This window comes from Verrucomicrobiia bacterium (assembly GCA_019634625.1).
GTDB lineage: Bacteria > Verrucomicrobiota > Verrucomicrobiia > Limisphaerales > CAIMTB01 > CAIMTB01.
Genome location: JAHCBA010000043.1, coordinates 1 through 17,698, shown reverse-complemented (window position 1 = coordinate 17,698; position 17,698 = coordinate 1). Strand labels below are relative to the sequence as shown.

General features: G+C 67.8%; 16 protein-coding genes. 9 read left to right on the top strand and 7 right to left on the bottom strand.

Going from position 1 to position 17,698, the window contains the following annotated elements; all coding sequences use genetic code 11:
- Nucleotides 1–187: 187 nt before the first annotated feature.
- Nucleotides 188–979 carry a FecR domain-containing protein gene (locus KF833_20000; protein ID MBX3747597.1) on the bottom strand — a complete coding sequence of 264 codons (792 nt, stop codon included), beginning with the start codon at nucleotides 977–979 and terminating at the stop codon, nucleotides 188–190.
- 172 nt (nucleotides 980–1,151) lie between these two features.
- On the opposite strand from KF833_20000, the gene KF833_19995 reads away from it, so the two are divergent.
- From KF833_19995 to tsaB, 4 genes are read left to right on the top strand one after another with little or no spacing between them, the layout of a single operon-like run.
- Entirely contained in the window at nucleotides 1,152–1,877 is a 726-nt protein-coding gene (locus KF833_19995; GenBank protein ID MBX3747596.1) for a CPBP family intramembrane metalloprotease, read from the top strand.
- A gap of 2 nt (nucleotides 1,878–1,879) precedes the next feature.
- Nucleotides 1,880–2,812 (top strand): thiamine-monophosphate kinase, encoded by a 933-nt coding sequence (locus tag KF833_19990; protein ID MBX3747595.1) that lies wholly within the window; start codon nucleotides 1,880–1,882, stop codon nucleotides 2,810–2,812.
- Nucleotides 2,790–3,218 carry a tRNA (adenosine(37)-N6)-threonylcarbamoyltransferase complex ATPase subunit type 1 TsaE gene (gene tsaE / locus KF833_19985; GenBank protein MBX3747594.1) on the top strand — a complete coding sequence of 143 codons (429 nt, stop codon included), beginning with the start codon at nucleotides 2,790–2,792 and terminating at the stop codon, nucleotides 3,216–3,218. Before KF833_19990 ends, tsaE begins: the two co-directional genes overlap by 23 nt.
- Nucleotides 3,199–3,849 carry a tRNA (adenosine(37)-N6)-threonylcarbamoyltransferase complex dimerization subunit type 1 TsaB gene (gene tsaB / locus KF833_19980; GenBank protein ID MBX3747593.1) on the top strand — a complete coding sequence of 217 codons (651 nt, stop codon included), beginning with the start codon at nucleotides 3,199–3,201 and terminating at the stop codon, nucleotides 3,847–3,849. The genes tsaE and tsaB overlap by 20 nt, the downstream gene beginning before the upstream one ends.
- On the opposite strand, the gene KF833_19975 is transcribed toward tsaB, so the two are convergent.
- The gene (locus KF833_19975; GenBank protein MBX3747592.1) at nucleotides 3,788–5,278 is read right to left on the bottom strand and encodes a hypothetical protein; all 1,491 of its coding nucleotides are present in this window, start codon (nucleotides 5,276–5,278) and stop codon (nucleotides 3,788–3,790) included. The two genes, tsaB and KF833_19975, sit on opposite strands and share 62 nt — an antisense overlap.
- A 371-nt stretch (nucleotides 5,279–5,649) precedes the next feature.
- Here KF833_19975 and KF833_19970 point away from each other — a divergent pair, with 371 nt between their 5' ends.
- On the top strand, nucleotides 5,650–6,942 hold the full coding sequence (locus KF833_19970; protein ID MBX3747591.1) for a hypothetical protein: 1,293 nt from the start codon (nucleotides 5,650–5,652) through the stop codon (nucleotides 6,940–6,942).
- Between the two features lie 163 nt (nucleotides 6,943–7,105).
- Nucleotides 7,106–7,330 (top strand): hypothetical protein, encoded by a 225-nt coding sequence (locus KF833_19965; GenBank protein ID MBX3747590.1) that lies wholly within the window; start codon nucleotides 7,106–7,108, stop codon nucleotides 7,328–7,330.
- 65 nt (nucleotides 7,331–7,395) lie between these two features.
- On the opposite strand, the gene KF833_19960 is transcribed toward KF833_19965, so the two are convergent.
- The 5 genes from KF833_19960 to KF833_19940 are packed head-to-tail and all read right to left on the bottom strand — an operon-like array spanning nucleotide 7,396 to nucleotide 14,387.
- Nucleotides 7,396–9,150: a type II/IV secretion system protein gene (locus KF833_19960; protein MBX3747589.1), complete on the bottom strand. Its 1,755-nt coding sequence runs from the start codon at nucleotides 9,148–9,150 to the stop codon at nucleotides 7,396–7,398.
- Nucleotides 9,147–9,677: a hypothetical protein gene (locus KF833_19955; GenBank protein ID MBX3747588.1), complete on the bottom strand. Its 531-nt coding sequence runs from the start codon at nucleotides 9,675–9,677 to the stop codon at nucleotides 9,147–9,149. The genes KF833_19960 and KF833_19955 overlap by 4 nt, the downstream gene beginning before the upstream one ends.
- Nucleotides 9,674–10,540 (bottom strand): hypothetical protein, encoded by an 867-nt coding sequence (locus KF833_19950; GenBank protein MBX3747587.1) that lies wholly within the window; start codon nucleotides 10,538–10,540, stop codon nucleotides 9,674–9,676. Before KF833_19950 ends, KF833_19955 begins: the two co-directional genes overlap by 4 nt.
- Nucleotides 10,537–12,378, bottom strand: coding sequence for a hypothetical protein (locus KF833_19945; GenBank protein MBX3747586.1), 1,842 nt, complete (start codon nucleotides 12,376–12,378; stop codon nucleotides 10,537–10,539). The genes KF833_19950 and KF833_19945 overlap by 4 nt, the downstream gene beginning before the upstream one ends.
- Before the next feature lie 5 nt (nucleotides 12,379–12,383).
- Nucleotides 12,384–14,387 (bottom strand): type II secretion system protein GspD, encoded by a 2,004-nt coding sequence (locus KF833_19940; GenBank protein MBX3747585.1) that lies wholly within the window; start codon nucleotides 14,385–14,387, stop codon nucleotides 12,384–12,386.
- A 210-nt stretch (nucleotides 14,388–14,597) separates the two neighbouring features.
- Between KF833_19940 and KF833_19935 the strand changes: the two genes are divergently transcribed.
- From KF833_19935 to KF833_19925, 3 genes are all read left to right on the top strand, one after another.
- Nucleotides 14,598–15,509 carry a rhomboid family intramembrane serine protease gene (locus KF833_19935; protein ID MBX3747584.1) on the top strand — a complete coding sequence of 304 codons (912 nt, stop codon included), beginning with the start codon at nucleotides 14,598–14,600 and terminating at the stop codon, nucleotides 15,507–15,509.
- A gap of 109 nt (nucleotides 15,510–15,618) precedes the next feature.
- Nucleotides 15,619–16,467 carry a type II secretion system protein gene (locus KF833_19930; protein ID MBX3747583.1) on the top strand — a complete coding sequence of 283 codons (849 nt, stop codon included), beginning with the start codon at nucleotides 15,619–15,621 and terminating at the stop codon, nucleotides 16,465–16,467.
- A 184-nt stretch (nucleotides 16,468–16,651) separates the two neighbouring features.
- Nucleotides 16,652–17,536 carry a type II secretion system protein gene (locus KF833_19925; protein MBX3747582.1) on the top strand — a complete coding sequence of 295 codons (885 nt, stop codon included), beginning with the start codon at nucleotides 16,652–16,654 and terminating at the stop codon, nucleotides 17,534–17,536.
- The last annotated feature ends 162 nt before the right edge of the window (nucleotides 17,537–17,698 follow it).

Genomic DNA, 17,698 nt, shown 5'->3' with positions numbered 1-17,698 from the left:
TCGTGGCCTTGGAAGCGGTTGCGAACGGCGGTGGGTCTGATGCCGGGTGTTGTTCCCACCAAAGGAAAACCCGGGGTTCATTCACCCCGGGTTGCATGGAGAGCCGAGTGGGAGGGCGGGGGCTTTGAAGCGTCCGGCCCGGTACGGGCCCGTGCGAGCAGCGCTTCGTTCCCGCCCCAGCGATGCACTATTCGCCGCCCGTGGAGTAGCCAGCGTCGGACGGCTGACTGCGGGAGACATGAACGGCCACGGGGAGGAGCACGCGATCCACCGAGGTGCCGTCATCGAACAGCTTCCCTTGAAGGCCCGGGAGGGCGACGATGCCCGGAACGGAGGAGGCGGATCCGCCGATGTCGGCCAGAGCCTGGTCGGAGGCGACGTCCACGTTGCCGGAGACGGGGCTGAAAGCCTCGGCGCCATTCACCACGCGGGTGAGGAGGGTGCCGTCTTCCTGGTAGGAGACCACGACCACGGAACCTTCGGCGACGACCACATCTCCTTCGGAGGAGACTTCATAGCGGGTGCCACGCACGGCGGCGAGCACCTTGGGGGTTCTGATTTCGTACTTGGAAGCGGCGGAGAGCTTGCGGACGTGACCGGCGACGCGACCGGCTTCGAGGTCGATCTGGGTATTGACGATGGTCTCGACCCCCGTTTGCTGATAGGAGAGAGCCGTCAAGGCGACACTGGAGTCCTGGAGGATGCGGAGGAGGGAACCATTGCGACCGAGGTCGAGGTCGAGGGCCGCAGCGTCGGCGGTGCGGATTCGGGCGCCTTCGCGGAGGGTTTCGCCGCGTTGGGCGGAGGTCCACGTCGAGCCGTCCACGGAGACTTCCACCGAGCCATAGACGGCGACCACCTTGGCCGAGCCCTTCTCCACGGACGCTTGCGCCACTGACGCGACTGCGGCCATGCCCACAAGTGCGGCGCCCACCGTCAGGCGCGCAACGATCCCACCCATCGAGAGAAAAGAATTCATAGCGGTGTTCCTAGATAGTCGATTCGTGATCCAGCGGGGGGCAATCTAAAAATCTGCCTCCCGGTGTCAATGCGATAGTGCCGCTTGGAGTTGAAGTTCAAGTGGATAAAAAGGGGATGGAGGCGTGGAGACGCGGCTTTTCGGGGCGCTTCGGGGCCGATAGCCTGAGCGGGTGTCGTCCGTGCGTTTGTGGGAATCCGACTCGACCCTGCGCTTTCTGCTGCTGTTGCCGGTGGGCATGGCGTTGAGCGGACTGGCGATGGAGGGGTTGGCCCGAGGGGTTGGGGTGACCGAGGTGCCGCGACCTGCGTGGTTGCTGGCGGTGGGAACGGGGCTGTTCCATGGGGTGGCTCTTTGCGTGGTGCACGGGATCGTGCGGGCGCACGGGCTTCGGTGGCGGGGGGCGTTTGGGTTGTTTCGGGCGGGCTGGCCGGGGCGATGGAGGGCGGCGATGTTCTGGACCGTGCCGGCCCTTGTTGGGGCTTGGGGGATTCACCAGGGGAGCATCTGGCTGCTGGAGTGGGCATCGATTCCTTACGATTCCCAGGCGTCGGTGGAGGCTGTGCGGCGGGCGGGGGCGGGGGCGGGATGGGAGATCGGGGTGTTGTTTTTGTTTGCGGTGGTGACGGCGCCGGTGGTGGAGGAGGTGTTGTTCCGGGGGATACTGTGGCCGGTGGTGCGGGACCGGGGGTGGCGGGTGGCTGGGGCGATGGGGGTATCGCTCTTGTTTGCGCTGATCCACCTGAATGCGGCGGCGATTCTGCCGCTTTGGGTGCTGGGTCTGTTCTGGACCTGGATGTATGAGCGGACGGGGGATCTGACGGTACCGATCCTGAGCCATGCGCTGTTCAATGGGATCAACTTTGCCTGGCTGCTGGGGGTTGAGCCGGGCGGCTGACGATGAACGAGTTTGAATTGATTGCCCGGTTGACGCGGGATTTGCCGACCAACGCTTCGGTGGTGGCGGGGCCGGGGGACGACTGCGCGTTGCTGGACCTGGGAATTCCGGACTGCTGGCTGGTGTTCAAGACGGACGCGGTGGTCGAGGGGGTCCATTTCACGCCGGATGCGGATCCGGAACGGATCGGGCACAAGGCATTGGGGCGGGTCCTGAGCGATTTCGCGGCGGCGGCGGCCCGGCCGGTGGCGGCGGTCATCACGCTGGGGGTGCCGGCGCCGCCGGATCCGGTCCGTTTGGAGGGGTTGTACGGGGGGCTGAAAGCGTTGGCGGCACGGTGGGGGGTGGCGATTGTCGGGGGGGAGACCGGCCGGTCAACCGGGGGGTTGACGGTGGGGGTGGCGGCGGTGGGGACGGTGGCGCGGGAGCGTGCGGTCCGGCGTTCGGGGGCGCGGGCGGGGGATGCGATTTTCGTCAGCGGCGAACTGGGGGGGTCATTGGCGGGGCATCATCTGAACTTCGAGCCACGACTGGCCGAGGCGGCGTGGCTGGCGGAGCACTTCCGGGTTCGAGCGATGATCGACGTGAGCGACGGGCTGGCCGGGGATTTGCGGCACATCTTGAGGGCCAGCGGCGTGGGGGCGGAATTGCTGGCGCGGTCGGTACCCATCCACCGGGCGGCGAAGGTTCGGTCGCGATCGGGCAACGGGGCGAAGCCGCCGCTGCTGGCGGCCCTGACCGATGGGGAGGACTTTGAACTGCTGTTCGCGGTGGCTCCGGGCGACGCGGTCCGGGTTCTCGATGGATGGAAGGAGCGTTTTCCGAAGGTGCGCCTGACGTGTGTGGGGCGGGTGACGTCCGAGGGCGGCCTGCGATTGCGCGACGCGCAAGGGGTGCATGAACTTCCCGAGTATGGATACCTGCATTTCGGATAGTCCCGAGGACACGGAGCGGCTTGGGGAGCGGCTGGGGCGACTGGCCCAACCGGGGTGGGTGTTTGGGCTGACGGGTCCGCTGGGCATGGGCAAGACGCAATGGGTCAAGGGGCTGGCTCGGGGATTGGGGGTGCGGGCGCGGATTGTGTCGCCGACCTTTGGGCTGGTGAACGAGTATCGGAGGGGACGGCTGCCGTTCTTTCACCTCGACCTGTACCGGTTGGAAGGGGCCGGGCAGATTCTGGAGGCCGGGCTGGGCGCCTATCTGCCGCCGGAAGATGGGGTGGCGGCCATCGAATGGTACGAACGCTGGCCGGGGCCGGATCCGCGAGGGCTGTGCCGGGTATGGTTTCATGGGGAGGGTGAATGGCGACGACGCATCGAGTATGAACTGCCTGGCCATTGAATGTGCGACATCCAGGCGGTCGGTGGCGGTGTCTGCGGGGGAGGGGGTGCCGGCCGGGGTGGCGGAGAACGCGCTGCGCAGTGTGCCGCTGTTCGAGATGATCCGGCAGGTGCTGGAAACCGCGGGGGTTGGACGGGGGGCGGTTGAAAGGATCGCGGTCGGGTTGGGGCCCGGTTCCTACACGGGCATCCGGGCCGCGCTGGCGGTGGCGGAGGGGTGGCGGCTGGCGACGGGCGCCGGGTTGGTTGGATGCCGATCGACCCTGCTGGTGGCGCTGGGCTGCCGGCGCCTGGGACGGCTGGGTTCGGTGGTGATCGCCACCGACGCGCAGCGGGGCGAGTACTACTGGGAGCGATTCGAGGTTGGGGCGGAGCGGGTTATTTCGAGCGTGCCGCTGCGGATCGGATCACGGGAGGCATTGATGCGGGATGTGGGGCCGGGGGTTCGACTGGTACGGACACATGAGGGGATTCTCGGATCCGAGGCGGAGACGGTGTTTCCGGACGCGGCGGATTTGGCGGTGTGGGCGCGTGGGGTGACCGGACTGGAGGGGGAGACGCCCATGCAGCCTATCTACCTGCGTCCGACAGCGTTCGTGAAGGCGCCGTTGGTGCGGGCGGAGGGGGCGTGACGACGGGGTCCGGGTGTCCGTTGGATCCGGCAAGGATCCGGACGAGACTGGCGAGCAGGTGCTCGAACGCCATCGGGAGTTGGGGGCCAAAGAAGGACATGGTGCGCGTCTCGTAGGTGTTGAGGTCGTAGTAGTGGGCGGGCACGACATAGCCCACGTAATCCCCATTGAAGCTGGTGACTGCCACGTCGAGGCCGTGGAGGCGGCCGAGGGTTTTGAGGTCGAGAGCCAGTTCGCCGCTGGTGTCGGCAGGCGTCGAGAGCCAGATGGCGTTTCCCAATCTCAAGGCCTGGAGGCGGGTATCCGGGCGCACGGGGAGGAGGCGGCGTGCGAGCCAGGGTCGGAGCCGGAGGTTGTTGGCGAGGCGCACCTGGGGTTCGGGGAGGTCGAAGGGAAGGGTTTCGAAGCCGAAGGCGATGCGGTTGGTACGGGCGAGGCGGGGGATGGTTTCGAGGGTGCGTTGGGCGAGGCGTTCGCCCATGGCGCGGGCTCCCTCCCAGTCGCTGGAGGGGGCGCGGGGGGCGTGGCTGCCCATGGCACCGCCGAGGAAGACGGCCAGCCGGATGCCGCCAGCCTCGACCGAGCGTTGCCATGCGCCGGGGTAGTCGCCGTGGAAATGCATGATGTTTGCCGGGAGCACGGTGGCGTGTGCCGCGTAACTGCCGATGACGGCCTGTTCGCCGGAACCCAGGGTGACGACCAGCAGGCTGAACTCCGGGTCCACCCGGCCGGCGTCGCCGACCAGTCGATGACGCACCCATTCCGGCGCGGCGAACGAGCCGTGGCCGATTTCGGCCGGAGCCAGATCGGTCAGGGCGGAGATGGCGGCGTCGGCGAGGCGGCCGGCCAGCCATTCCCGGACGCCGGGAATGAACGGACCGGCGAACGCCTCGGCCACCCGGCCCTCTCCCCAGCCTCCGGGACCGCCGTGGGTATGCGTGGCCCCGAAGTAGATGGCGTCTGCGCCGACGCCCGTTCGGGCCCGGATTCTTTCGGCGGCGTCCCCGGCGACTTCGCGGGGGACGATGAGCAGATCCGCCGAGACCACCACGCTGGTGCGGCCGGCGACCGTGAAGGCCACCGCCTTGGCCCAGAGGGGATCGTGCTCGCCCTGGGCCGGCTGGCCGCGACGTTGACCGTATCCCGCCAGGGGCCAGCTCATGGGCCCGGCCGTCGAGAGATCTCCCGGCACCGGGTCGGCGGGTGCGACCAGGAGCCGGGCCCGGCCGAATCCGGCCCGAACAAAGTCGGGGCTGGGTGGGGATGCGTGGGCGAGGCGGGTTGCGACGTCCGCGAGGGCCGGTTGGGCGGAGGGCAGATCGTGCCAGGGGGAGCGGTCCACCGTTTGGAGCGAACCGGCGAGAAGGAGGAGCCCGGCGGAGGCCAGGCCGGCCAATCCCCTGGCCCATGGACGGAAGCCGCGGCGCATGGCTCCCATGGAAGCGGTCCCGGTCGTGGGGCGCAACGGGGTTCCGGGCATGGCGACCGAATCCAGTGCCGGCAATCAGGGCTTCAACTTTTCCACGGGCGGCGCAACGCTGGCAGGACAACCGCGAGGTACCCATGTTCCACCCAGCGATTCAACTGAGCAGCGTGTTCTGGCGACGGTTTTCCGGGTGGTTGTGGGTATCGGCCGTCGGCTTGGCGGCGTGTTGCACGGGCTGCTCGGATCGGAGGGATTCCGAAGCGGAGGCAGGGGCGCCCCTGGAGGAGCGTCAGGCACGCCGGCCCGACCGATCTTCGCGATCCTTCGAGAAGGCGCCGGTATTCACCGATTGGCCGGCGGCAAATCAACCGGCGATGGACCGGCTTGCATGGAACCTCGAGACGCTGGTCGGCGATTATGACCGGGCGGGGAGTCGCGATGCACGGTGGGATGCCGTTGCCCGGGAGTTCCTGACAGGTTTCGGGCACATTCGGTGCCGGACGCCCCATCCGGCCGCGTCGCGGATGGGGGAGCTTGCCCATGCGTTGATGGAAGCCGGATGCACCGATCCGATGGTTCTGTATCTGCTCGTGCGGTTCCGTCCGGACGAACGGGACCGGACCCCGGCACAACGTGCGGAGGATCTTCGTCTCGCGGCCGACCGGTTGCTGGCTTCCGGATACTCCGCGGTGCGCAAGTTCTACGCCGCACTTCGTGCCTCGGAGAGCTGGAAGGCGGCCCATGGCCGGGAGACCGGGGCTGTTTACAACCGTTATCGGGAACAGGCCCACACGTTTCTGATTGAGATGCTGAAGTTGCCGGAGCTTCCGGCGGAGGAAGGGGTGGAGGGCATTCGGGACTTTGCGGCGGCGGTGGCGGCGAGCGTTGCGATCGAGGACGGGACGCTGCCGACCCTCATCGACTGCCTGGGCCGGAGGTGGCCGGACCATGCCCGGGCGCTGCTGGTCCGGGGGAATCTGCAGCTTTCGCTGGCCTGGAACCGGCGGGGCTCCGGCTACGCGGACACGGTGTCCGACGCCGGTTGGGAGGGGTTTGCCGCCCATATCGAGAATGCCGGGCGCGATCTCGAGAAGTCCTGGCGGTTGGACCCGACCGTGCCCGATGCGGCGGCGTCCATGCTCAGGGTGATGCTGGGCCGTGAAACGGACATTGCCCGGGCGCGGCTTTGGTTCAACCGGGCGATGGAGGCGGACCCGGCGTGTTACCAGGCGGCGCGCCACATGGCATGGTATCTCCAACCCAAGTGGCATGGGTCGGTCGAGCAGGCGCTCTCCTTTGGGCGCCGCTGTGTCGAGAACCAGGCATGGAAGGGCGATGTGCCGCTGGTCCTGGTGGACGTGCATGACATGCTGGCGGCCGACGGGGCCACCGGATTGAAGGAGCGCCATTGGACCCAGCCGGGGGTCTGGAAGGATGTGAAGGCGAGTTACGATCGGTTCTTCGAACTCAATCCGGGGGCGACCCAGATCCGGAACAACTTCGCGCGGTATGCGCACAAGTGCGGGCAGTTCGGGGTGTTCCTGGACATCCTGCCCACCATCAAGCCCTTGAACCCCGCGGTTTTTGGCGGACGCCCCGCTCTCGAGCAGATGGTGGCGGAAGCGGCGGCGGCCACGGGCCGGACGCCGCAATGGCCGGGCTCGTGAAGCGGTCCCGGCCGATGACCTGCTGCACAGGCGGGCGGCCATCCTGACCCTTCAGGGATGCCCGACGGACATGGCGGCCGCGCCTTGAGGCTTGAGTGCCTGCTGCGTTGCATCCCATCGGATTACCCGCTGACCCACGAGGAGATCGAGGCCCGGGACCTGTATGATGCTCGTTGATACGTCCCTGTGGATTGAGTTCCTGCGGCGGCGGGGCGATGCCCGGGCCAAGCAAGCTGTGGCGCGGATGCTGGAAGCCGAGCTGGCAGCTTTCACCTGCCCGGTGCGGCATCAGGATTTCGGGTTTGGAAAGCAGGGGTGCACCTTCCGCCGGGCCTCGACGTGCGGCCGTAGAGGGCTCGCCCACATGGCAAAGCACCTGAAGTCGTAAAGGGACAAAATGGCGTGGAGCGTGACCGCGATGGTTGCAGGCCAGCGCAGATGGTCTTGGCCGGATCACACCTTCGTGGTGAAAGGCGCGGCGTCGAGGCGGTGGGTGAGGCGGCGTTGTTCGGAGGCGGCGATGACGCCGTGCTGGACTTTGCGCCAGCCGATCTGGCGGAGGGAGAGCCAGCCTTCCCGGCGGGCGGCGTCGCGGAGCTGGCCGGTGCGGACGCCTGGGGTGATGAGGTCGGCGATGGGGTCGGTGACGGTGAAGACCTCGTAGATGGCGACGCGGCCGCGGTAGCCGCGACCGCTGCATTCGGGGCAGCCGGCGCCGCGGAAGGCGCGGACCTGGTCGGGGGGGAGGTGAAGGGCGGCGGCCATTTCGGCGCGGACGGGATCGGGGAGGAGGGGATCGGGATGGGAACAGGCGGGGCAGAGGCGCTGGGCGAGGCGCTGGGCGAGGCAGCAGACGAGGGAGGAGGCGACGAGGAAGGGTTCGACGCGCATTTCGAGGAGGCGGGCGACGCTGCTGATGCTGTCGTTGGTGTGGAGGGTGGAGAGGACGAGATGGCCGGTGAGGGCGGCGCGGACGGCGATTTCGGCGGTTTCGGCGTCGCGGATTTCGCCGATGAGGACGACGTCGGGGTCGTGGCGGAGGACGGCGCGGAGGCCGGTCGAGAAGGAGAGGCCGATGTCGTCGCGGGTCTGGATCTGGGCGATGCCTTCGAGCTGGTATTCGACGGGGTCCTCGATGGTGATGATTTTGCGGCCCTCGTCGTTGGCCTGGGCGAGGGCGGCGTAGAGGGTGGTGGTCTTGCCGCTGCCGGTGGGGCCGGTGAGGAGGACGAGTCCCTGGGGGAGCTGGACGGCCTGACGCAGGAGGGATTCCTGGTCGGGTTCCATGCCGAGCTGGGCGAGGTCGAGGAGGAGGCTGTGACGTCCGAGGACGCGGAGGCAGACGGCCTCGCCGTGTTTGGTGGGGATGACGGAGACGCGGAGATCGAACTCCTCGGATTCGGTTTTGAGGGAGATGCGGCCGTCCTGGGGGAGGCGTCGTTCGGCGATGTTGAGGCCGGCCATGATTTTGAGGCGGGAAACGATGGCGGCATGGAGTTCGCGGAGGCCTGGGGGGACGGGGACGGGGACGAGGACGCCGTCGATGCGGTAGCGGAGGCGGATGGAGGAGTAGTAGGGTTCGAGGTGGAGATCGGTGGCGCGCTGGCGGATGGCATCGGCGACGACCTGGTCCACGAAATCGGCGATGGTGGCCTCGATGGCGGCGTGGGTGGGGCCTGGGGCGGTGGGGACATCGAAGACGACGTCGGGGCTGGCGTCGGCGGCGCCGCGTTCCTCGCGGAGGCGTTCGACGGTTTCGGCGCCGAGGCCGAAGCGTTTCTGGATGACGGAGCGGATGGCGGCGGGGGTGGTGAGGACGACCTTGAGGCGGCGGTTGAGGAGCATGCGCAGGTTGGCGAGATCGACCTGGCGCGGGGGTTCGGCGAAGGCGAGGACAAGTTCATCGCCTTCGGTGCGGAGGGGGAGGGTACGGAAGTGGAGGATGACCTTGAGGGGGATGGCGTCGAGTTCCTCGCGGGTGAACTCGCGGGCGGCGAGGTCGGCGAATTCGAGTCCCTGGGCGAGGGCGAGGGCGCGCCAGGTGTCGTCCTCGGAGGAGTAGCCGAGATCGACGAGGGCCTGATGCTGGGAGGTGTTGAGGCGGCGCTGGCGATGGCGGACGAGTTCGAGCTGGCGTTCGGAGATGCGGCCCTGTTCGAGGAGGAGTTCACCGACGTCCCGTCGGGCGGGGGCGGGCTCGGGGTTCATTGGGCGGGAATCTCGACGGGGACGGGTTTGGAGAATTCGCCGCGGACGGAGGCGCCGGCGGTGTTGGTGAGGGAGAGGTGGCGGAGTTCGATTTCGGCGACGGCGAAACTGGCGACGACGATTTCGCCGCGGGCGACGAGGAGCTGGCGGTCATCGACCTGGACGACGGCGCGGCGGAGTCCGGCGGACGTTTCGAAGTAGCCGCGGTAGGTGACGGAGACGGTGCGGGTGGCGGGCGGGGGCGGCGGGGCGGGTGGGGGCGGCGGGGGAGCGGCCTGGATGGCGAGGGTGAAGAAGGGATTGGCGAGTTGGGTCATGGGCTGGCGGACGGCTTCATCGGGCCAGCCGAAATGGCGCCGGGTCTGATCGGCGGCGGCATGCCGGGGGGGCGGGGCGGGGGTGGGACGGAGGCCGGCGAGGGCGGGATCGTCGTGGCGGAGGCGGGCGAGGGAGAAGGCGAGGAGGCCGGCCATGAGGAGGGCGGCGGGGACCATGGCCCACTGAAAGAGCTGGGATTCGCGATTCATGGCGAGGGCCGGGCGTTGGGGACGACGGTACTGACCACGAGTTCGAGGCGGGCCTGTTCGGGGGCGGACAACTCGGAGCGGTGGAGGAGGATGCGGTCGATGAAGAGGGCGGGCTGGGCGCCGAGGTCCTCGGTCAGGCCGACGGCGGGGAGCTGGGCCGGGGTAAGGGTGAGGGCGAGGAGGAGCTGGTGGAGGGCGTCCACGGAGCCGCTGGCGGTGAGATGGACGCGGAGGGCGGACCAGGCGTTGGTCGGGACGGGCGGGGTCAGGGGCGGGGGTGGGGCAGGGCCGAAGTCGTCGGGTTCGAAGACGGGGAGGGATTCGACGGAGACCTCGGAGATGTCGCGGACGCCGACCTGGATGGCGGTACGGACGAGGCGATTGACGGTGACGAGCTGGACCCAGAGGAGTTCCGGGCGGAGGAGATCGGGTTGGTAGCGGGGGAAACCGGCGGGGAGGCCTGGGGTGAGGGAGACGCGGGAGGCTTTGGCGAGGGCGGTGAGTTCCTCGATGCGGCGTTGGGATTCGTTGAGGAAGTCGAGGAGTTGGAAGGGTTGGGCGAGGTAGCGTCGGACATCCTCCGGGAGTTCGAGGCGGAGGAGGGCGGCGCGTTCGGCGTCGGCGAAATCGAGGGAGGCGGCGCGAAGGGCGGCGAGGTGTTCGTCGATGGAGGCGAAGGGGGTCTGGTCGGGAAGACCGGCTTCGAGGGTGGCGCGGGCGAGTTGATCGCGGAGATCGCGGAGGGGGATGTCGCGGTCGCGGCTGCGGCGGGACAGGGGGGCGAGGAGGGCGAGGCAGGCGATCGCCAGGGCGAGAGTGGCGAGGACGACGAGGCGGTGGAGGGTGGTCAGGCGGAGCGTCATGGCGCGATGGGGGTGCGGAGGACGCGCGGGCCGTTGGTGAGGGGGCGGACGGGGGTGCGGAAGGGGGCGGCGGTGCGGGGTTCGCGGTTGGTGGCGAGGCGGGGGATGGGGATGGGGGCGAGGAGTTCGGTTTCCGGGAGGGTCAGTTCGAGGGCGAAGTGGCGGGAGGGAAGGATGAGGTTGGTGGCGACGAGGTCGCGGCGGCGTTCTGGGGGGAGGACATCGACATTACGGAGGAGGGGATGGCGTTTGAGTTCGGCGACCAGTTCGCTGAGGGCCTGGCGCATGCGTTCGCCTTCGGGCACGAGGCAGACCTCGGCAATGAAGGTGCGGGGAGAGGGAGGGGGGTTGGTATGGGAGCCGGAAAGGGCGAGGGGAGGGCGGGGCTCTGTGGGGCGGGGGAGGGGGCTGGTGGAGAAGCGGTTGCTGCCCGCGGCGTAGCTGGCGGCGTCGGCGAGGAGGACGTACCAATGCTGGTCGTTGGTTCGGGAGGCCTGGAGGGCGGCGAGGAGCTGGAGCGTTTCGACGGTCTGGCGCTGACGTTCGAGGACCGGGCGGAAGGTGTCGAAGCGGCGGTTGAGGCCCTCCGACACGATGCGAAGTTCGCGGGCCTTGCCGAGGGCTTCGGTGGCCTGGCGTTCCCAGGACGCCTTTTCGGAGAGGACGCGGGACTGGTGGAAGGTGGCGGTGGTGATGGCCATGGCGAGCATGGCGGCGAGGGCGAGGTTGGCGGTGACGAGGGCGCGCCAGCCACGACGCTGCCGCCATCGGGCCTGGCGGTCGGCGGGAAGGAGGGATGGGGCGGGTCCGGCGAGGCCAAGGGCGAGGAGGAGGGCTCCCCAGCAGGCGGCCTGGTCGGGGGGGATGGGAGGGGAGCCAGGGACGGGGGCGGGCCAGGGGAGGAAATGGCGGCGCCCGAATTCGGAGAGGCGTTCCGGGAGATCGGGCTGGAGGGCGCCGCCCCCCGCGAGATGGACGTCCCAGGAGGCGACGGAAGGGGTGCCCGGGTGATCCGCCTGCCATTCGCGGAGGGTACGTTCGATTTCGGCGAGCCAGGCGGCGAGTGTGGCGTGGAGGCGGGGGGTGTCGGCGAGGGACGGGCGGGGCGGTTCGGCGCGTTTGAGGATCTCGGCCGTCTCGAGGGAGCCGCCGCGATCGAGGGCGAGGGCATCGGTGAAGGCGGCCGAGCCGGTGGGGAAGGAGGTGGCGTGGGCCACCTGACCGGCGATGAGGAGCGTGACGGCGGTGTGGCGGGCGCCGAGATCGACGAGGATGGTGTCACGCCGGGCCGGGGCGGCCTGAAGGAACGCGGCGGCAAGGGCATCGGCGGCGGTTCGGACATCGAAGACGAGGGAATCGTCGTCGAGGTAGGCGGTCAGGAGCCGTTGGAGATCGTCCTGGCGGCAGAAGGCGGCGGCGACGGGGTGGGCGGGATGGCCGAAGGGTTCGAGGCGGGCGGCATCGAAGACCCACGGACTGTCGCTGAGGCCTCCGATGCCGCCGGCCTCCCGTTCCACATGGGCGCGGGTGGTGGCGGGGTCCGAAGGGGGGACATCGAGGACATGCCGGAGGACGCGATCCTGGGGGAGAACGAGGACGAGGGCTTCGGGGGCGAGTTGTTCGAGGCGCTGGCGGACCTCCTGACGGAGTTCGTCGGTCGAGGTGAAGCCCTCCTCATGGCCGTCCACCACCTCGGTGCGGACGAAGCGGGGGCGGCCGCGGGCGACGGTGGCGAGGAGGATGCGGGCGCGGAGGTGGCCGACATCGACGACGGCGAAATCGCGGGCCGGGAGGGCGAGCAGGTTGGCGAAGCGGGCGGTGGCGGGATGGGGTGGCACAACGACTAGAGGTCCTCGTCGGCCGAGAGGTAGCGGATGAATTCGCCGGAATCGGAGAGGATGGTGGCGGTGACGAAGATGAGGAGGTAACGGGGCCGGTCCACCTCGGTACGATTGCGGAAGGCGGCGCCGATGATGGGGAGGCTGCCGAGGATGGGGACGGATTCGACGAAGGTGGTTTGTTCGCGGGAGAGGACGCCGCCCATGACGACGGTTTCGCCGGAGCGGACGGCGACGCGGGTGGCGATCTCCTGGGTGCGGTACTCGGGAAGTTTGATGTCGAAAGTGCTCACCGGGCGGCCGGCGTCATCGACATCGGTGATGGTGGCGAAAGTGGCGAGGCGGACGTCGCTGTTGACCTTGGGATTGAGGGCGAGGAGGACGGTCTGGCCGTCGCCGCCGATGCTGGCGAGGACATCGAGGGTGACGCCGGAGGTGAGTTTGCTGGGTTTGCCGGAGGGGACGAGGGCGGAGGAGGAGCGGCGTTCGAGGGTCTGGGTCTTCACCTGATACTCCTCGTAGTAGTACTGGACCTTGCCATCCTCGATGGTGGCCGGGCGGTTGTTCATCAGGGCGAGGCGTGGGGCGCTGAGGGTCTGGCTTTCGCCGGACTGTTCGAGGGCGTTGAGGGTGGCGCTGAGGGTGGAGCGGTCTAGGACGTTGGTGAAGACCTCCTGGATGCCGCGACCGACGTTGAAGCCGAAGCCGGTGAAGTCGATGGGGGAACCTTCGATACGGGCGCCGCGGCTGGATTCCCACTGGACGCCGAGCTGGAGGAAGGCGGCCTCGGTGATGGTGATGAAGCGGGCCTCGATGAGGACCTGTTGGACGGGCTTGTCGAACTCCTGGATGATGCGGTCCATGACCTGGAGCTGGTCGGCGGTGCCCGAGGCGAGGATGACGTTGCGTTCGTAGTCGATGAGGTACTTGCTGCCCTTGAAGAACTCCTTGATGGCCTGCTCGATGGCGGTGGCCATGGGGGCGTTGTCCTTGACGAACTGCTTGATGACGCGGTTTTCGGTGATGGATGTGACCTGGCCCTGAGGGTTCATGGCCCGGGTCTGGGTGATCTGGGTGGCGCCGAACTCGGCGGGCAGAATGAACCCGTGGCGGAGGCGGTAGAAACGGGTTTCCTCCTGAAGGCCCTTGGGGTCCTTGCCATCGACGATCCAGATGAGGTCGGAGCCGATCTGGAACTGGATGTCGAGGTTGCGGGAGACGTAGCGGAGGAACTCGTCGAGCTTCACCCGGTCGAGGTTGACGGAGAGGGTCTGCTGGAAGGCGGGGAGGTTTTTGTCGGCGACGAAATTGATCCCCTCGGCCTGACCGAGGTTGAAGATGATGGTTTCGAGCGGGGCGTTTTCGAGGTGCACGGAGACCTCTTTCTCGAGGAGGTTGGCCATGCGGCCGCGGACGGCCTCGATGTCGAACATGGGTCCCTGGCGGATGATGGTCTTGCCGTAGCTTTCCGGGATGTACGGGGTGTTCTCGATCTGCTCGACGGTGTCGCGGATGTCCTTGCGGGGCGGCAGGCCGCGGTCCTTTTTTTCGGTGAGCAGGCGGGGAACGGTGGGGTTGAAGACGGAGTTCTTGGCGTCGATTTCGCGGATCTGGTCCTCGATCTGCTGGGCGCGGCGGAGACGGCGCTGCTGAAGGACCCACTTGTAGATGCGATCGAGGGCGGGGTCGCCGGGGTTCTCTTCGTAAAGTTCGCTGGCGAGCAGTTCGGCTCCTTCCCAGTCGTTGTTTTCGGCGAGCTTGAAGACGGCCTTGATGTCCTCGTCGTGGACGGCGTCGTACCGCACGCGTGGCCGGCGCGGGGCGGGGTCGGAACGATCGGCGGACCGGGAGGAGGATTCCCGAGTGGCGGGAGCGTCGGGGTCCTGGCGTGGGGCGGGCGAGGTGGTGCCCGGGCGGCCGGGGCCGGGGCTGGGCGAGCGGCAGGACGCCAGGACGGAGACCAGCAGAATGGCGAGGAGGATTCGGGTGCTGGCGCCGCTGGAAATCATCATGGGATAGAGGACGCGCTCCGTCGGGTCATCGTTCAGGTCCGATGAGAAGACGTTACCGGGTCCGAACCGCAATCCCTTTGTAGCGACGGGTGCGAGGGCAAGCCAAGCCGAGATTCGGTTGGTGAGCGGCCCATGGCCCGCACTTCCCGCTTGGCCCGGGGCGTTGCGGGCCTATCTTCGCGGCTCCCTGCGGACGGCGGGGCATGGATGAGACTGATTGGATACTTGGAAAGCGCGGGGCTGGCGGAGCGGATCAGCCGATTGATGGGCTCGGAGGGGATTCATCACCTGGTCGAGGCCGACGATGGGCCGCGCTGGGCTCTTTGGGTTCATGCGGAGGAGGATCTTGACCGGGCGAAGGCGTTGTTCGCGGCGTTTCGGGCGGATCCCGAGCGGGTGGCCGGGGCGGCAACCGTGCCCGTGGCGGCCTCCGCGGTTGGGGATCCCGGGCGCACGCCCTCCCGAGCGGCACCGCCGGTGGAGCGCCGGAGCGGCGGGGGACGGAGGGTTCCGGGATGGGCGGCGGGGACGGGGACGGGTTCCCAGACTGTGGCGTGGATGGTGGTGTGTGTGGCAGTGGCGATGGTGACGGGATTGACGGGGGAGCATCCGCTGGTGCGGAGCCTGCAGATCTCGGAGGTGCCCTACCGGTGGGGGATGAGTGCGGAACTGTTTCTGCCGGAGGCGAGGCGGGGCGAGTTCTGGCGGTTGTTTACACCGGTGCTGCTGCATTTCGGGTGGCCACATCTCCTGTTCAACATGTGGATTCTGTGGGATTTGGGGCGGGCGGTGGAGGGCCGGTTGGGGCCGCGTTGGCTGGCGTTGCTGGTGGCCGTGCTGGGGGTGGTCTCGAACCTGGGTCAATACTTCATGAGCGGCCCGCGGTTCGGGGGGGTTTCGGGGGTGATTTACGGATTGCTGGGGTTCGTGTGGATGATGGGGAGGTATTGTCCCAGGGCCGGCTTGGGGCTGCATCCGCAGATGGTCGTGATGATGCTGGTGTGGTTCGTGATCTGCCTGAGCGGGGCACTGGGGGTGCCGGTGGCGAATACGGCGCACGGGGTGGGGTTGGTTGCCGGAGTGCTGTGGGGTCGATGGATGGCGGCGCGGTGGTCGTGATCGGCGGGGCTGTGCCGGGTAACACCCATTGCCGGGCGAGTGGCGTGGAATAACCTAGAGGGCAGAGGCGTGCGGCGCGTGGCGTCGGCGCCGGACCCCACAACGAACTATGAACCTGACCCCTCTTCGTAACTCAAGCCGCGACCGGCGCGGTTTTACCCTCATTGAACTGCTGGTGGTGATCGCCATCATCGCGATTCTGGCGAGCATGCTGCTTCCCGCCCTGGCCAAGGCGAAGTCCAAGGCCGACGGCATCAAGTGCATGAACAACCTGAAGCAGTTGAACCTCGGGTGGATCATCGAGGCGGGCGACAACGAGGAGCGGGTGCTGGGGTGCCAGGACGGGTTGCCGAACGGCCGGCCCAACTGGATTTCGGGCAGCCTGGATTTCGGGGCCGGGAGCGCGGACAAGCGCTGGATCACCAACAGCCCGTTGTTCAACTACGTCGGGAACTCGTTCGAGGTATTCAAGTGCCCGGCGGACAAGGCCACGGTGCGGGCGACGGTGAACGGGGTGACCGGCCGCCACCCGCGGATTCGGAGCAACTCGATGAGCCAGGTGTTCGGATTCGGCGAGTGGCTGGACCGGGTGAACAATCGGAACCAGACCCGTTGGTTCACCTATGAGAAGCTGGATACCATCCATCGGCCCGCCAACACGTTCGTGTTCGTGGATGAGCATCCGGACAGCATCAACGACGCGGCCTTCGCCAATGCGTGCACGGGGGCGGACGCCATGGCCACGGCGCAGATCATCGATTTCCCGGCCAATTATCACAACGGGGCCTGCGGGTTCTCGTTCGCGGACGGCCATGCGGAAATCAAGTCGTGGAAGGGTTCGACCATCCGCAACGCTCCGGTTCGATACAATGGCACCATGTCCCTGAACGTCCCGGCGCGGGATTCGTGGGTGGATGTGCGGTGGATGAAGGATAACACCACGGTTGCGCGCCAGTAGTGGGTTGCCGCGCAGATTCCCGGCCGGGTGCTCGGGTTGGAGTTTGGTTGGTTAAGCGAAGCGGAGGCCATGCTGTGCGCCGAAAGGCGCATTGCGTGGCCTCTTTCGTTCCCGGTAGCCTGCCGCGGTCGGGCGGTGCGCCAGCCTGGGCGTTGGCGATCACCCGGAAACGTCTGCGAACCCTATGAACGCAACTCTTCCCGCCGGTGCAGCCAAGCGCCGCGGTTTCACGCTGATCGAACTGCTGGTGGTGATCGCCATCATCGCCATTCTGGCGAGCATGCTCCTCCCGGCCCTGGCCAAGGCGAAGTCCAAGGCTGACGGCATCAAGTGCATGAACAACACCAAGCAACTGATGCTGGCCATCAAGTTGTACGCGGGCGACAACGAGGACTGGTTTCCTCCCAATCCGGACGACGGGAACACCCAGCCCGGGTTCAACTGGTGCCCGGGGCAGGCCGGTCGCGGCGGCGGGCAGGAGTTCAATTCCGACATCCTCCGCAGCACCACCAACAATATGATGGCGACCTACATCGGTGGGAACGTCGAGGTGTACAAGTGTCCGGCGGACAAGAGGGTGGGATTCTACAATGGCCCCGATGCGGCCAAGCGGACGGCCCGCCTCAAGGTTCCGGCCGCACGGTCGGTGGCGATGAACCAGGCGGTGGGCACGAATCCGCGGGTCAATCGTGGCAAGACTCCTGTGGACGGTCCGTGGTTGGACAACAACCACTCGCACACGTTGGGTCGCACGTATCGAACCTACGGGCGTGAGACGGATTTTGTGGATCCGGGTCCGGCCCAGACTTGGGTGCTGATCGACGAAGATGATCGCAGCATCAACGACGCCGGGTTTGCGGTGGGAATGGTTCGGGCGGAATGGATCGATTTTCCGGGGACCTATCACAACATGGCCTGCGGCTTCGCCTTCGCGGATGGCCATTCCGAGATCAAGAAGTGGAAGGTCGGCAGCACCGCGGTGGGAGCGGCGGGTGTCTCCCGACGTTCGGTGCCGGGCAGCGTGGACTACGCATGGATCCGGGATCGGACATCGGCGCCGATCCGATAGCCTCCTGCCGGAACTGTTGGGGTCCTGAATCGAAAAACCCGAGGCCCGCCACGTGTGCTACGTGGCGGGCCTCTTAGTTTGATAGGGACTGGAATGGAGCGGGGCGTTGGAGCACGGCATTGGCCGGCTGAAGCCGGGAACGAATGGGGCGGGGGTGCCGGA

What these genes read in the sequence shown, in the direction of transcription:
- KF833_19975 (MBX3747592.1), bottom strand. Translation starts at nt 5,278, where the DNA reads ATGCGCCGCGGCTTCCGTCCATGGGCCAGGGGATTGGCCGGCCTGGCC.
- KF833_19925 (MBX3747582.1), top strand. Translation starts at nt 16,652, where the DNA reads ATGAACGCAACTCTTCCCGCCGGTGCAGCCAAGCGCCGCGGTTTCACG.
- KF833_20000 (MBX3747597.1), bottom strand. Translation starts at nt 979, where the DNA reads ATGAATTCTTTTCTCTCGATGGGTGGGATCGTTGCGCGCCTGACGGTG.
- KF833_19940 (MBX3747585.1), bottom strand. Translation starts at nt 14,387, where the DNA reads ATGATTTCCAGCGGCGCCAGCACCCGAATCCTCCTCGCCATTCTGCTG.
- tsaB (MBX3747593.1), top strand. Translation starts at nt 3,199, where the DNA reads ATGAACTGCCTGGCCATTGAATGTGCGACATCCAGGCGGTCGGTGGCG.
- KF833_19965 (MBX3747590.1), top strand. Translation starts at nt 7,106, where the DNA reads ATGATGCTCGTTGATACGTCCCTGTGGATTGAGTTCCTGCGGCGGCGG.
- KF833_19970 (MBX3747591.1), top strand. Translation starts at nt 5,650, where the DNA reads ATGGACCGGCTTGCATGGAACCTCGAGACGCTGGTCGGCGATTATGAC.
- KF833_19960 (MBX3747589.1), bottom strand. Translation starts at nt 9,150, where the DNA reads ATGAACCCCGAGCCCGCCCCCGCCCGACGGGACGTCGGTGAACTCCTC.
- tsaE (MBX3747594.1), top strand. Translation starts at nt 2,790, where the DNA reads ATGGATACCTGCATTTCGGATAGTCCCGAGGACACGGAGCGGCTTGGG.
- KF833_19935 (MBX3747584.1), top strand. Translation starts at nt 14,598, where the DNA reads ATGAGACTGATTGGATACTTGGAAAGCGCGGGGCTGGCGGAGCGGATC.
- KF833_19955 (MBX3747588.1), bottom strand. Translation starts at nt 9,677, where the DNA reads ATGAATCGCGAATCCCAGCTCTTTCAGTGGGCCATGGTCCCCGCCGCC.
- KF833_19930 (MBX3747583.1), top strand. Translation starts at nt 15,619, where the DNA reads ATGAACCTGACCCCTCTTCGTAACTCAAGCCGCGACCGGCGCGGTTTT.
- KF833_19950 (MBX3747587.1), bottom strand. Translation starts at nt 10,540, where the DNA reads ATGACGCTCCGCCTGACCACCCTCCACCGCCTCGTCGTCCTCGCCACT.
- KF833_19990 (MBX3747595.1), top strand. Translation starts at nt 1,880, where the DNA reads ATGAACGAGTTTGAATTGATTGCCCGGTTGACGCGGGATTTGCCGACC.